Origin of the sequence: Nocardia sp. NPDC059764, from assembly GCF_042732555.1 — a bacterium.
Taxonomy (GTDB): domain Bacteria; phylum Actinomycetota; class Actinomycetes; order Mycobacteriales; family Mycobacteriaceae; genus Nocardia.
In genome coordinates this window covers 1-13851 of sequence record NZ_JBHWHH010000030.1, presented here as the reverse complement: position 1 = coordinate 13851, position 13851 = coordinate 1, and the positions used below count along the sequence as shown (strand labels likewise).

At 69.1% G+C, this 13851-nt stretch carries 13 protein-coding genes and 1 pseudogene; 9 read left to right on the top strand and 5 right to left on the bottom strand.

Features of this window, described 5'->3' with window-relative positions; translation table 11 throughout:
* The first annotated feature begins 4 nt into the window (after nucleotides 1–4).
* From ACFV4K_RS09120 to ACFV4K_RS09100, 5 genes are all read left to right on the top strand, one after another.
* On the top strand, nucleotides 5–808 hold the full coding sequence (locus ACFV4K_RS09120; RefSeq protein ID WP_379273360.1) for a TIGR00730 family Rossman fold protein: 804 nt from the start codon (nucleotides 5–7) through the stop codon (nucleotides 806–808).
* Nucleotides 802–1353 carry a TIGR00730 family Rossman fold protein gene (locus tag ACFV4K_RS09115; RefSeq protein WP_379093710.1) on the top strand — a complete coding sequence of 184 codons (552 nt, stop codon included), beginning with the start codon at nucleotides 802–804 and terminating at the stop codon, nucleotides 1351–1353. Before ACFV4K_RS09120 ends, ACFV4K_RS09115 begins: the two co-directional genes overlap by 7 nt.
* Before the next feature lie 99 nt (nucleotides 1354–1452).
* Entirely contained in the window at nucleotides 1453–3222 is a 1770-nt protein-coding gene (locus tag ACFV4K_RS09110) for a long-chain-acyl-CoA synthetase (protein WP_379273358.1), read from the top strand.
* A 191-nt stretch (nucleotides 3223–3413) separates the two neighbouring features.
* On the top strand, nucleotides 3414–4286 hold the full coding sequence (folP, locus tag ACFV4K_RS09105) for a dihydropteroate synthase (RefSeq protein WP_357091437.1): 873 nt from the start codon (nucleotides 3414–3416) through the stop codon (nucleotides 4284–4286).
* A complete protein-coding gene (locus ACFV4K_RS09100; protein WP_379273356.1) occupies nucleotides 4283–5206 on the top strand; it encodes a glucosyl-3-phosphoglycerate synthase in 924 nt (307 codons plus the stop codon). Before folP ends, ACFV4K_RS09100 begins: the two co-directional genes overlap by 4 nt.
* A gap of 141 nt (nucleotides 5207–5347) precedes the next feature.
* On the opposite strand, the gene ACFV4K_RS09095 is transcribed toward ACFV4K_RS09100, so the two are convergent.
* The 5 genes and pseudogenes from ACFV4K_RS09095 to sigE all read right to left on the bottom strand — a co-directional run.
* Nucleotides 5348–6187, bottom strand: a complete 840-nt coding sequence (locus ACFV4K_RS09095; protein ID WP_357091433.1) for a hypothetical protein — start codon at nucleotides 6185–6187, stop codon at nucleotides 5348–5350.
* A gap of 59 nt (nucleotides 6188–6246) precedes the next feature.
* Nucleotides 6247–6684 carry a Sec-independent protein translocase protein TatB gene (gene tatB / locus ACFV4K_RS09090; RefSeq protein ID WP_379273354.1) on the bottom strand — a complete coding sequence of 146 codons (438 nt, stop codon included), beginning with the start codon at nucleotides 6682–6684 and terminating at the stop codon, nucleotides 6247–6249.
* Nucleotides 6685–6697: 13 nt separating this feature from the next.
* Complete coding sequence (locus ACFV4K_RS09085) at nucleotides 6698–8257, bottom strand: S1C family serine protease (protein ID WP_379273352.1); 1560 nt, start codon at nucleotides 8255–8257, stop codon at nucleotides 6698–6700.
* Between the two features lie 10 nt (nucleotides 8258–8267).
* Nucleotides 8268–8672: a hypothetical protein gene (locus tag ACFV4K_RS09080; protein ID WP_357283308.1), complete on the bottom strand. Its 405-nt coding sequence runs from the start codon at nucleotides 8670–8672 to the stop codon at nucleotides 8268–8270.
* A gap of 55 nt (nucleotides 8673–8727) precedes the next feature.
* Nucleotides 8728–9339 (bottom strand): annotated as a pseudogene (sigE, locus tag ACFV4K_RS09075) (RNA polymerase sigma factor SigE); the annotation flags it as partial.
* A gap of 314 nt (nucleotides 9340–9653) precedes the next feature.
* On the opposite strand from sigE, the gene ACFV4K_RS09070 reads away from it, so the two are divergent.
* The 4 genes from ACFV4K_RS09070 to ACFV4K_RS09055 all read left to right on the top strand — a co-directional run bounded on the left by ACFV4K_RS09070 (nucleotide 9654) and on the right by ACFV4K_RS09055 (nucleotide 13819).
* Entirely contained in the window at nucleotides 9654–10301 is a 648-nt protein-coding gene (locus ACFV4K_RS09070; protein WP_379273350.1) for an O-methyltransferase, read from the top strand.
* 247 nt (nucleotides 10302–10548) lie between these two features.
* Nucleotides 10549–11184: a TetR family transcriptional regulator gene (locus ACFV4K_RS09065; RefSeq protein WP_379273348.1), complete on the top strand. Its 636-nt coding sequence runs from the start codon at nucleotides 10549–10551 to the stop codon at nucleotides 11182–11184.
* 41 nt (nucleotides 11185–11225) lie between these two features.
* The gene (locus tag ACFV4K_RS09060) at nucleotides 11226–12161 is read left to right on the top strand and encodes an ATP-binding cassette domain-containing protein (RefSeq protein ID WP_379273346.1); all 936 of its coding nucleotides are present in this window, start codon (nucleotides 11226–11228) and stop codon (nucleotides 12159–12161) included.
* Nucleotides 12158–13819, top strand: a complete 1662-nt coding sequence (locus tag ACFV4K_RS09055) for an ABC transporter permease (protein WP_379273344.1) — start codon at nucleotides 12158–12160, stop codon at nucleotides 13817–13819. Before ACFV4K_RS09060 ends, ACFV4K_RS09055 begins: the two co-directional genes overlap by 4 nt.
* Nucleotides 13820–13851 lie beyond the last annotated feature (32 nt).

The following is a 13851-nucleotide window of genomic DNA, read 5'->3' as shown; positions in this document are numbered from 1 at the left end:
CTGTATGTCTGCCGACGGCGAAAACGAGGGTGCGGGTTTGTCGAAGACACCACGGTTCCGGGGCCCGATCATGTTGCGGCGAGACCGCAAGAAGGGCATCGGAACCACCGATCAGCATCTGCTCGACGAGCGCGGTCCGGCCGACTGGGTGCACACCGACCCGTGGCGCGTCCTGCGCATTCAGGCCGAATTCGTCGAGGGCTTCGGCGCTTTGGCGGAGGTGCCGCGCGCGGTGGCCGTCTTCGGCTCCGCCCGCACGCCCGGCGACTCGGCCGAGTATCAGGCCGGGATCGCGATCGGAAACGCCTTGGCCCATGCCGGTTTCGCGGTCATCACCGGCGGCGGGCCGGGCGTGATGGAGGCGGCCAACCGTGGCGCGTCGGAGGCGGGCGGCTATTCGATCGGCCTCGGCATCGAGCTGCCGTTCGAACAACACCTCAATGAGTGGGTCGACCTCGGCATCAACTTCCGATACTTCTTCGCGCGCAAGACCATGTTCGTGAAGTACTCCCAGGCGTTCGTCTGCATGCCCGGCGGCTTCGGCACCCTCGACGAGCTGTTCGAGGCGCTCACCCTGGTGCAGACCCACAAGATCACCCGCTTCCCGATCATCCTCTTCGGCGTTGAATACTGGTCGGGACTGGTGGATTGGATACACAACTCGTTGCTCGGCTCGGCCAAGATCGCAGCCGGAGATCTGGGGCTGTTGCACGTCACCGACAGCGTCGACGAGGTGGTGGAGATCGTCACCCTGGCCGCGCGGGCGCGCCGGGAAATGAACGAGGCGGGGGTGGATGATCAATGGTGAGCGATGCCTACGCGGTCTGCGTGTACTGCTCGGCCAGCGTCGACGATCCGGTGGCACTGGACCTGGCCACCCGGGTCGGCGCCGAGATCGGCCGTCGCGGTTGGCAATTGGTGTCCGGCGGCGGCAACGTCTCCATGATGGGCGCGGTCGCGCAGGCGGCGCGGGCCGCCGGGGCGCATACCGTCGGCGTCATCCCCAAGCATCTGGTGCACAAGGAGGTCGCCGACACCGACGCCGACGAGCTGATCGTCACCGACACCATGCGCGAGCGCAAACAGGTCATGGACGAGCGCGCCGACGCGTTCCTCACCCTGCCCGGTGGCATCGGCACGCTCGAGGAGCTCTTCGAAACCTGGACCGGGGCCTACCTGGGCGTGCACGCCAAACCGGTGGTGGTGCTCGACCCGCAGGACCATTACCGCGGCCTGTTCGACTGGATCGGGGAGCTGCGGGTGCGCGGCTACGCCGGGCTGGAGGCCATCGACCGGGTGCTGGTGACCAAGAGCTTCGACACCGCCTTCGCCGGACTGCGTCTCACCCGCTGACCGGAACTCCACGGTTTCACTCGACAAGATCGGACGAATCGGTCAGGGTAGGCACACGAGAGCGCGGCGTGCGCACGACCCGGTGAGGAGCACAACGAAGTGAGTACCGACGCCCGATCGACGGTGAGCCTGCTCGACCTGGTTCGCGCCCTGCCCGGCATGGCGCGGCAAGCCCCCGGCATGGTCCGCAATGTCGGGCGCCTGCTGGTGAAACCCGGCGACCAGGCCTCGATCGGGCTGTTCTTCCAGCGCGGCGCGGCCAAGCACCCGGACCGGCCCTTCCTGAGATTCGAAGGGCGCGAGTACACCTGGGGCGAGGCCAACGCGCTGGTCAATCGGTACGCGAAGGTGCTCGCGGCGCACGGCGTCACGCGCGGCGACGTGGTCGGCATCCTCATGGTGAACCGGCCCGAGGCGCTGTTCACCGTGCTCGCCACCGTGAAACTCGGCGCCACCGCGGGCCTGCTCAACCACAATCAGCGAGATGTGGTGCTGCAGCACAGCTTCGGGCTGCTGAACTCGGTGCTCGACGTCATCGGCGAGGAGTGCGCCGACGCGCTGGACACCCTCACCGAGGCGCGGCCCGCCCTGCTGTGGACCGAACAGCTGGATGCCGAGGCCGCCACCGCCGACCCTTCGAATCCGACTGTCACCGAACAGATCGCGGCCAAGGAACGCGCCTACCTGATCTTCACCTCCGGCACCACCGGCCTGCCCAAGGCCAGCGTCATGACCCACATGCGCTGGACCAAGTCCATGGCCGGGATCGGCGGGCTCGGCGTGCGACTGGACGGCAAGGACACCCTCTACAGCTGCCTGCCGCTCTATCACAACAACGCCCTCACGGTGGCCCTGTCCTCGGTGATCGCGGGCGGCGCCACCTTCGCGCTGGGCCGCAAGTTCTCGGCCACCCGCTTCTGGGACGAGGCCATCGCCAATCGGGCCACCGCCTTCGTCTACATCGGCGAACTGTGCCGCTACCTGCTCAGCCAGCCCGCCAAGCCCACCGACCGGCAGCACACCATCCGGCTGTGCGTCGGCAACGGCCTGCGGCCCGAACTGTGGGACGAGTTCCAGCAGCGGTTCGGCATCGCGCGGATCGTCGAGTTCTACGGCGCCAGTGAGGGAAACGTCGCCTTCATCAACGCCTTCTCGGTCGACCGCACCGCCGGATTCACCCCGCTGCCCTTCGCCGTCGTGGAATACGACGACGCCACCGGCAAGGCGCTGCGCCACCCCGACGGCCGGCTGCGCCGGGTACCCGCGGGCGGGGTCGGGTTGCTGCTGGCCAAGGTCACCGACCGCTCGCCGTTCGACGGCTACACCGACGCCTCCGCCACCGAATCCAAGCTGGTGCGTGACGGTTTCGCGGACGGCGACTGCTGGTTCGACACCGGCGACCTGGTCCGCGACCAGCGCTTCGGCCACATCGCCTTCGTGGACCGGCTCGGCGACACCTTCCGCTGGAAGGGCGAGAACGTGGCCACCACCGAGGTCGAGGGCGCGTTCGACGGCATCGGCGAGGTCACCCAGGCGGTCGTCTACGGCGTCGACATCCCCGGCACAGACGGCAAGGCCGGCATGGCCGCGGTGACCCTGCACGAGGGCGCGCACTTCGACGGCAAGGTCGCCGCCAAGGCCCTCTACGACCGCCTGCCCACCTACGCGGTGCCGCTGTTCATCCGCGTGGTGCCCGAACTGGAACAGACCTCCACCTTCAAGAACCGGAAGGTGGAACTGCGCAAACAAGGCTGTTCGCCGGACGCCGAGAGCGCTCTCTATGTCCTCGCGGGCCGCGCAGAAGGCTACGTCCCGGCCTATCCCGAATACGTTGCCGATGTCGCCGCGGGGCGTGCGCCCGGCAACTGAATATCGCACCGGGTCACTCTGCTCCAAATCCCTTTACAGCCAGGTCAACCCGGTGTTCGCGGCCCGCCCCGATCTGGACCGACGGAGCGGGGGAGCGAAGCGGAGGAGCGGAGGAGGGAAGATCGGGGTTACGAGGGCCGCGAACCGCCGCAGCGAAGCGGAGGCAAATTAGACGCAGTACAGTCGAGGGCATGTGTGCGCCGTTGCCGACATTGTGCGGGAAGCCGGTGGCGACGGATCGGGCGCTTGTCATGGCGATCGTGAACCGGACGCCGGACTCCTTCTATGACAAGGGCGCGACGTTCACCGACGAGGCCGCCCTGCGGGCCGTGGACACCGCGGTCGCCGGCGGCGCGGATCTGGTCGACATCGGCGGGGTGAAGGCCGGGCCCGGGTCGGACGTGGACGCCGCGGAGGAGTCGCGCCGGGTGGTGCCGTTCGTGGCGGCTATCCGCGAGCGTTATCCCGAGCTGCTGATCAGCGTCGACACCTGGCGGGCCGACGTGGCGCGGGCCGCGGTCGCCGCGGGCGCGGACCTGATCAACGACACCTGGGCGGGCGCGGACCCGGAACTGGTCGGCGTGGCCGCCGAACTGGGTGTGGGAATCGTCTGTTCACATACCGGGGGCGCCATTCCGCGGACTCGTCCGCACCGGGTGCGGTACGCCGATGTAGTGACCGAGGTCACCGAGACGGTGGTGGCCGCGGCCGAAAATGCTGCGGCGGCCGGGGTGGCCAAGGACTCGATTCTGATCGACCCGACCCATGATTTCGGGAAAAATACCTACCACGGGCTCGAATTGTTGCGGGCGATAGACGTTCTTGTGAAAACCGGATGGCCCGTCTTGATGGCGCTGAGCAATAAGGATTTCATCGGAGAGACTCTTGGTGTCGAGCTGTCCGAACGATTGGAGGGCACATTGGCAGCGACTGCTTGGTCGGCCGCCGCGGGTGCTCGCGTCTTCCGAGTGCATGAGGTGGCCCAGACCCGCCGGGTCGTGGACATGATCGCCGCCATCCAGGGTCACCGCCCACCCGCCCGTACTTTGCGAGGTCTCGCATGAAAACAGACTGGGTGAACACCAACACCTTCGACCGTCCCGACTGGTCGGTCCCCGAACTCGTCGCGGCCAAGGGTGACCGCACCGTCTCGGTGGTCCTGCCCGCCCTCAACGAGGAGGCCACCGTGGCCGCCGTGGTGGCCAGCATCCGGCCCCTGCTCGGCACGCTGGTGGACGAACTCGTCGTCCTGGACTCCGGGTCCACCGACGGCACCGCCGCCCGCGCACAGGCCGCCGGAGCCCGCGTGGTCACCCGTGAACAGGCCGTCCCCGAACTCGACCCGGTCCCCGGCAAGGGCGAATGCCTGTGGCGGTCGCTGGCCGTCACCAGCGGCGACCTCATCGCCTTCGTCGACTCCGACCTCATCGACCCCGATCCGAACTTCGTGCCGAAGCTGCTGGGCCCGCTGCTCACGATCGATGGCATGCACCTGGTCAAGGCGTACTACCGCCGTCCGCTGCGCACCGGCGAATCCGTCGACCACCACGGCGGCGGCCGCGTCACCGAACTGGTGGCCCGCCCGCTGCTGGCCGCGCTGCGCCCCGAACTCTCGAATGTGCTGCAGCCCTTGGGCGGCGAGTACGCGGGCACCCGCGAACTGCTCACCGCGGTGCCCTTCGCTCCGGGCTACGGCGTGGAGATCGGCCTGCTGCTCGACACCTACGACCTGCTCGGCCTCTCCGCCATCGGACAGGTGAATCTCGGTGTCCGCCAGCACCGCAACCGCCCGCTGGCCGACCTGGGCGTCATGAGCCGCCAGATCCTGGGCACCGTCCTGGGCCGCAGCGGCATCCAGGACTCGGGCGCCGCGCTGACCCAATTCCCCATGGTGGCAGGCGAATTCATCGCGAACACGACGGATGTCTCGCTCGCCGACCGCCCGCCGATGAACACCCTGCGCTCCGAGGAGGCCGCGGCCTGAGGGAGCGCCCGACCCAGAGGTTCGCGGCGCAAGCGGGGGAGGCGGAGCGCTCGTTCTGGACTGAGTGGAGGGGAGGGGCGGAGGGAGGGAAGAACGAGACCTCCAGGGCCGCGAACCCGCCCGGAGCGAAGCGCAGGGCAATCAGGCTCTGTCGTGGCGATAGATCGGGGTGAGCAGGTCCGCCTCGATCGGCTCCCCCGTGGAGCGGTCGTAGCGGACGCCGACCACCGCCGAGAACGGATGGGTGGCCGCCCGCTCGTGCAAAGTCGCGAGCCGGGTGGCCAGCAGCCGGATCGCCCCCAGGGAGGCGGGCGGATGCAGGCCGTCGATGACCAGCACGCTGCCCTTGCCGTCCGGGCGGGGGAGGCGGGCCAGGTAGGCGATGTCGTAGGGCTCGGTGCCGCCCGGGCGGTAGACCCGCCGCGCGGCCCGGTCCTCGATACCCCGCCGCACCCGGCCGGCCCGGGCCACCGTGCGGCGCAGCCGGGGATCGGCGGCCACCAGATAGCGCAGGCTGGGTGACAACTCGGGCCCGCCGAGCACGATCAGGCCGTCCCGGTCCAGATCGAGCGGGCGGCCGGGTAGGAACCGCTGGACATTCGCGGTGAAGCCGAGTTCGCGCAGCAGCTCCACCAGCCGGTGCGGCGCGGCCGCGTCGGGCGCGCCGACCAGGGCCATGGAGCGGGTGGTGCTGCGCACGTCCGGCGTGAGGATGGTGAGCGGACCGTGACCGAAGAACAGGCCCTCGGGCACCGGGCCCTGCGTGCTCACCTGATGGATGCGGGCGCGGGAAAGGCCCGCGGCCGCACCGATTCTGGCGAACGTCCAGCCCTCGGCATGTAGTTCGCGGATGACTGCGCGGCGGATGCGCGTCAGCTCATTGATCTGCTGCTGCGCGGCTGCCACGCCTTCGGTGGCGGCTTTCAGGCGTTCGACCTTGTCCTCGATCGCGAATACCCGGGCCACCTCGTCGGCCGACATGTGCGCAGTCTAGATAGCTGGACAGCATCATGCGTCAAGTCCGGTAGACAGAATTGATCTCAGGTGGCGTCGGGATCCACCGGCGGACGTTCGTTGCGCTCCAGAGGTTTCTGTTCCGGTGGCATGGAAATCGGGCCGTATCCGGTATTGCTGGAGCCGTTTCCGCTGTTCGCGGCGCTGCCCGGCTTGTCGAATTTGGTCAGGTCGGTGAAGCTGTTCAGGATCGAGTCGTCCCCGTCCAGCAGGTGTTTGGTCACCACCGACCGTGGATTCATACTCCGCAGTTCGTTCAACTGCTCCAACGGTTTCCGGATCTCGTCGAATTCCGGGCCGAGCTCATCGCGCAATTGCTGGGAAGCGCCGGTGGCGTAATCGCGAGCCTGTTTCAAGGCGTGCGCGGTCCAGCGAACGGCGCCCGGCAGTCGCTCCGGACCCAGAATCACGAGGGCGGCGACAAGCAGAATGAGCATCTCGCCCCAGCCGATATTGCTGAACACGAGTACAGGCTACCTACCCGTTCTTCTTATCCGTTTCCAGCGTCACCGGAACATCGACCTCACGGCCGTCGCGAATGAGTTTCACGTTCACCGTCTGACCGATTTCGTGGGACTGCACCGCCACGGTGAGCTCCTCCGGACCCGACACGTCGCGGTCGCCGACCTTCACGATGACGTCGCCCTCGACGATGCCCGCCTTGGCGGCCGGGCCGCCGGCCTGCACGTCGGCCACCGCCGCGCCGCTCATCACGTCATTGGCGACCAGCTTGGTCTTGGCGCTCACGCCCAGCATGGGGTGGAACACCTCACCGTTGCGAATCAGCGCCTGCGAGATGCGCTTGACCTGATCGACCGGGATCGAGAAGCCCAGGCCCACCGAACCGCCGCTCTCGGACTTGATGGCCGAGTTGATGCCGATCAGCCGGCCCTGCATGTCCACCAGCGCGCCACCGGAGTTGCCGTGGTTGATCGCGGCGTCGGTCTGCACGGCGTCCAGCGTGGCGTCGGTGTCGGTGCCCTCGCCGCCCACCTTCACCGGCCGGTGCAGCGCCGACACGATGCCGGAGGTGACCGTCTTCTCCAGGCCCAGCGGGGAGCCCAGCGCCAGCACCTCGTCGCCGACCTGCACGTCGCCGGAATTGCCGAGCTGGATCACCGACAGGTTCTTCACGTCGACCTTGAGCACCGCCAGGTCCGTCTTGACGTCGCGCCCGACGATGCGGGTCGGCACCCGCTGGCCGTCGGAGAACACCACGTCCAGCTTGGCCTTGCCCGACTTGTCATTGGCGGCCAGCGAGATCACGTGATTGTTGGTGACGATGTAGCCCTCGCCGTCGATCACCACGCCCGAACCGGTGGAACCGGTGTCGCCCAGCCAGGCGCGGACCGTCACCACCGCGGGCATCACCGCGTTGACCACCTTGGTGATCTGGTTGTGCGATTCGGGGGCCGCGGGCGCGGACTGCAGTGTCACCTTGCGCGACAGCAGCGCCGAACTCGACGAGCCGGTGACCGAGCCGACGAAACCACCGATCAGGCCGATCACCGCGGCGATGGCCGCCAGCAGCGACAGCGCCCGCCACGACACCCGGCCACCGAACAGCACCTCCCGCGCACCCAGCTTGGGTCCGGGGGTGAGTGGCGGCGCCGGGGGCTGCGGCACGGCCGGAGTGGCCAGGCGCGCGGCCGAATTCGGATCCCGCCACGGGTCGGCGGGCACGCTCGACGCGGCGCTCTCGCCCTTGGCCTCGGGATCGCGCTGCAACAGCTCGGACGAACCCTCCGGACGCCCGAACGCCTCGGCCAGCACCGAATCCGGCGGCCGGTTCTGAATCTCGGAGCCCCCCGCGGCTGCCGCGGCCGCCGCACCCGCGGTGCGGGCCGCGAACGAGCCGTTCTGGCCGTTCGGGCGGCGGAAAGCGCGCGCGGTGTGATTGTCCACATGCGGCCGGTACACCGGCCGCGGCCCCAGCACCGGTGCGTCCGACGGCCGCAGGTTCCCCCGATCGGCCGCCGAATCGGAGGTCGCCTCCCGGTCGGGCTCGGGCCCGGTGTTCTTCGATTCGGTGGTCACGCTATGGACTCTACTTGCGCCACCATGAGGTCCACCGTCTGCTGTCGAACGAATCTTGGCGCAGCCCGAAGGAACTCATGCCGCGCGCCAGCGGACCCCGATCCCGATCGGCCGGATCCGGCGCGGGGTGATTGGCGCACTCCTGCAACAGCGCCCGCGGAATCCGGCTCAGCGTGTCGTGCAGGCTCAGCGGCGCGGAGATCTGATCCGAGGACTGCCGCAGCGCGATCCGCGCCTGCTGCTGGGCGTCCACCTCGGCCGCGCACTCGCGGCACACGGAGATGTGGTGGGCGGCACGCAGATACGCGTTCATCCGTAGTTCGCCGTCCACGTAGGCGGCGATGGCCTCACTGGCCAGATGCTCGGTGGGGGCGAAACGCGGGGGACGACGGTGCGGTCGGTCCTCGCCGTTCATACGCTGCACACCCTTCCGGACGATTCGAGTTCTTCGGGCGAGCGCTGCCCGCGGGTCACCCGATCTGCTCGGCGGCGATGCGCCGCTCCACCCCATTATGCTCGAGTTGCTCGCGCAGTGCCTGACGTCCTCGGTGGATGCGGCTGCGCACGGTGCCCAACTTGACGCCCAGCGTCGCGCCGATCTCCTCGTACGACAGACCCTCGATGTCACAGAGCACCACGGCGGCACGGAACTCCGGGGCCAGCGAGTCCAGCGCGGACTGCAGATCCGGGTCCAAGTTGGCGTCGTGGTAGGCCTGCTCCGGATCGGGACCCTCGGACGGGACGCGGTCGTAGTCCTCGGGCAGCGCCTCCATGCGGATGCGGTTGCGGCGGCGGACCATGTCCAGGAACAGGTTCGTGGTGATGCGGTGCAGCCAGCCCTCGAAGGTGCCGGGCTGGTAGTTCTGCAGCGAACGGAAGACCCGGATGAAGGTCTCCTGGGTCAGGTCCTCGGCGTCCTGCGGGTCACCGGTGAGGCGGTAGGCCAGGCGGTACACGCGGTCGGCGTGCTCACGGACCAGTTCGTCCCAGGTGGGCATGACATTGCGGTCGCCGGTGGCGTCGAAGGCGGCGGTCCCGGTGAGGGCGGCCTCGTCGTCGGCGGGGGACAGCAGCGACACACCGTCCAGCGGGGTGTCGCTGTCGTGCGGCTGAATCTGCGGGTGCAGGGTGTTGGCGTGTTCACGCGCCGCGTCGACCATGTGGATGGGGTTACCTCCTACTCGGGACCGTGAACCTCGGTTACCGGTGTCAACCCATCCGTTCGATCGGCTGTTCCCGTTCCCCGAGACCGCGGTCGCTGGCCTGGCGTGAGCATTACTCTGGTCGGTCGTGATGTGGCAGCCGTATGCAGAGGCTGAGGGACACCTGAGAAAAATCGCCACACCGGCCGGTCACCGCCACGCCTTACCGGTGTATCGCCATTAGCCTCTACTGCGTGAGCCTGACTCCCGCGGCACAGAACCTGCAGCGCAACCTCGAATACGTCGAGGAATCCGTCGCCGAGGACGACATCCTCGTCGGCGCGCGCGAACGCGCCCTCGAACTCGGCGCCGCCCCGATCGCGCCGGCCGTCGGCGCACTGCTCAGCATGTACGCCCAGTTGCTCGGGGCGCGGGCCGTGGTCGAAGTCGGCACCGGGGCGGGGGTGAGCGGGCTGTGGCTGCTCGACGGCATGCGCGAGGACGGCACGCTGACCACCATCGACTCCGAGCCCGAGCATCAGCGCGCGGCCCGCGAGGCGTTCCGGTCGGCCGAGATCGCGCCCGCGCGCACCCGGCTCATCAACGGCCGCGCCCTCGACGTGCTGCCGCGACTCGCCGACGGCGCCTACGACCTGGTCTTCATCGACGCCGCGCCGCTCGAGCACCCGCAGTACGTGGCGCAGGCGGTGCGGTTGCTGCGCGAGGGCGGGGCGATCCTGCTGCACAACGCGCTGCTCGGCGGGCGGGTGCCGGATCCGAACCAGCGCGACCCGCAGACCACGGCCGTGCGCGCCGCCACCCGGGCGATCGCCGAGGATCCGGATCTGACCAGCGTGCTGATCCCGGTGGGGGACGGCCTGCTCTGCGCCTCGCGCGGCTGAGATCCGGTGCCTCGCGCGGCTGAGATTCCAGCGCGCGGGGCGAGAACCCCACGCCCGGTGGTGATTTCGACGTCGCCGGGGTGTTCCGCCCGGCGATAGTCCGCACGGGGATCATTGCTCGCAGGCGTTTGTCCGCGCGCGGAAAATACCCGATGCGCACGCCAGATTTCTCTGATGACCAATCGGACCGAATGGGTCCCGCGCTCCCTCTTGCGCTCGCTTTGAACGAGTGTTTAATCTGTTGAACGTGCGTTCAATCGACGATCTGACCACCCGGGCGCGGATTCGCGACGCCGCGATCACCGTGTTCGGGGAGCAAGGGTTCGGGGTCGGCGTGCGTGCCATCGCCACCGCCGCCGGGGTGTCCCCCGGGCTGGTCATCCACTATTTCGGGTCCAAGGACGGACTCCGGGAGGCGTGCGACGACCAGGTGCGCGCGACCGTCAAGGCCGCCAAACTGGAGTCGGTCCAGGACCCCTCGCCCACCGCGACGATGCGGCAGCTCGCCGAGATCGAGGAATTCGCGCCGCTGATGGCCTACCTGATGCGCAGTCTCCAGGCGGGTGGGCCACTGCTGCGGAACTTCTTCGAGCACATGGTCGAGGACACCGAGCTGTACCTGCGGGCCGGGATCGCGTCCGGCACCGTGCGGGCCGTGCCCGACATCCCGGGCATGGCGCGCTACATCGCCACCCAGAACGGCGGCGGCATGATGATGTTCCTGCAGCTGTACGCGGCCGAGCACGACGGGCCCGTGGACTACCGGAAGGCGTTGCGCGACTACGCCGATCACATGATGCTGCCCGCGCTCGAGCTCTACAGCTCCGGCCTGCTGGCCGACCGCACCATGCTGGACGCCTACCTCCACCAGCAAGCCGAATAATCCCTCGGCTCCCCACAATCGTTTTCCTACAAGGAGATTCGATGACCACTCCCGCCACCCCGGCGATCGAAGTCCGGGACCTGCACAAGAACTTCGGGCAGGTGCGCGCGCTGGACGGCCTCGACCTCGAGGTCGCGCACGGCGAGGTGCACGGCTTCCTCGGGCCGAACGGGTCCGGGAAGTCCACCACCATCCGCGTCCTGCTCGGCATCCTGTCCCGCACCTCGGGCCAGGCCCGGGTGCTGGGCCGTGACCCGTGGACCGACGCGGTGGCGCTGCACCGCGACATCGCCTACGTACCCGGCGATGTCACGCTGTGGCCCTCGCTGTCCGGCGGTGAGACCATCGACCTGCTGGCCCGCATGCGCGGCGGCATCGACGAGGCCCGGCGCGCCGAACTCATCCAGCGCTACGAGCTGGACCCGACCAAGAAGGCGCGCACCTACTCCAAGGGCAATCGGCAGAAAGTGGCGCTGGTGTCGGCGTTCTCGTCGAACGCGCGACTGCTGCTGCTCGACGAACCCACCTCCGGACTGGACCCGTTGATGGAGCAGGTGTTCGGCGAATGCGTGGCCGAGGCGGTGGCGCGCGGCACCACCGTGCTGCTGTCCAGCCACATCCTGTCCGAGGTGGAGAAGCTGTGCCAGCGGGTCACCATCATCCGAGCCGGCAAGACGGTGGAGACCGGCACGCTCGCGGAGATGCGGCACCTGTCGCGCACCTCCATCACCGCCGAGATGATCGGCAGCCCAGGAGATCTCGGCCGGGTGCCCGGCGTCGAGGACATCAGCGTCGAGGGCAACACCCTGCACTGTCAGGTCGACAGCGAACACCTCGGCGAACTCATCCGGATGCTCGGTGACGCGGGGGTGCGCAGCCTGGTCAGTCAGCCGCCGACCCTGGAAGAACTGTTCCTGCGCCACTATTCGCTCGACGGCGGCGCGCCCGCCGACGAGCGCGAGAAGGTGTCGAAATGACCGCCGTCACCGCCACCGCGCCCCGAATCGCCGAATCACCGTTGCGGGCGGCCGATTTCACCGGTACCGGGCAGCTGCTGCGGCTGTATCTGCGGCGCGATCGGATCGTGCTGCCGCTGTGGGTGCTGCTGCTGTCGCTGCCGCTGGGCAGCGTCTACATCAAGAGCGTCGAGAAGGTGTACGGCACACCGCAGGATCTGGCGCACTTCGCGGCCGGCATCCTCGCCAGTCCCGCCCAGCTCGCCATGTACGGGCCCGTCTACAACCCCACCGACCTGGGGGCCGTGGGCATCTGGAAGGCGGGGATGTTCCACACGCTCATCGGCATCGCCACCATCCTCACCGTCATCCGGCACACCCGCGCCGATGAGGAGACCGGCCGCACCGAACTGCTGGCCGCCACCCGAGTGGGACGCTTCGCGGGCCTCACCGCGGTGCTGATCTTGACCTACGGCGCGGCGCTGGCCACGGGGCTGCTCGGATTCGTCAGTCTCGCGGGCACGTCGGTCGCGAAGACCGGGTCGCTGGCGTTCGGGCTGGCGCTGGCCGCGTCCGGCATCGTGTTCGCCTCGGTCGCGGCGGTCACCGCGCAGCTGTCGGTGAGCGCGCGGGTGGCGCGCGGACTGGCCTTCGCGGTGCTGGGCGTCACCTACACGCTGCGGGCCATCGGCGACGCGCGCGCCGGAGACGGGCCGACCAGTCCGCTCACCTGGCTCTCGCCGCAGGGCTGGTCACTGCAGGTGCGGCCGTACGCGGGCGACCACCTCGCCATCCTGCTGCTGCACCTGGCCGCTACCGTGGTGCTGACCGTGGCCGCGTATTACCTGCTGGCACACCGGGATATCGGCGCGGGCATGATCGCCGAACGACCCGGCGCGGCCGGCGCCGGGCCCGGCCTGCGGGGCCCGTTCGGACTCGCGTGGCGGTTGCAGCGCGGCACCCTGCTGGCCTGGACCATCGGGCTCGGGTTGTACGGACTGCTGATCGGCAGCGTGATCCACGGCATCGGTGACGAGCTCGGCGCCAGCCAGACCATCAAGGACCTGATCACCCGCATGGGCGGCTCGGACTCGCTGGAGAAGGCGATGGTGAACTACGCGTTCACCATGGTCGCGGTCGGCGCGGCCGCGTACGCGGTATCGGCCACCCTGCGGCTGCACGCCGAGGAGAGCACCGCGCACGCCGAGACCCTGCTCACCGGTGCGGTGTCGCGAACCCGCTGGGTGGCATCGCATCTGGCGTACGGGCTGCTCGGGCCGCTGCTGGCCCTGATCATGTCGGCCGGGCTCGCCGGGCTGGTCTACGGCCGTGCCGCCGGGGACGTCGGCGACAAGCTGAGTCAGACCCTGGCCGCGGCTCTGGTGCAGGTGCCCGCGGTGTGGACCTTCGCGGCCATCACCGTGGCCCTGTTCGGACTGCTGCCGCGCTGGAGTTCCGTCGCCTGGGGTGTGCTGACCGCCGCCATCGCCGCGTTCCTGCTCGGCTCGCTGTCCGGTGCGCCGCAATGGCTGCGCGATCTGAACCCCTTCGAACACGCGCCCAAGGTGCCGGGCGCGGCGTTCACCGCCACCCCGATCGTGGTGCTGCTACTGGTCGACGTGGCCTTGATCACGGTGGGGCTCATCGCATTCCGCCGCCGGGACCTGCGCTCGGCGTGACGGCGACCGCCCCGCGAACGGCCGCTCCGGAC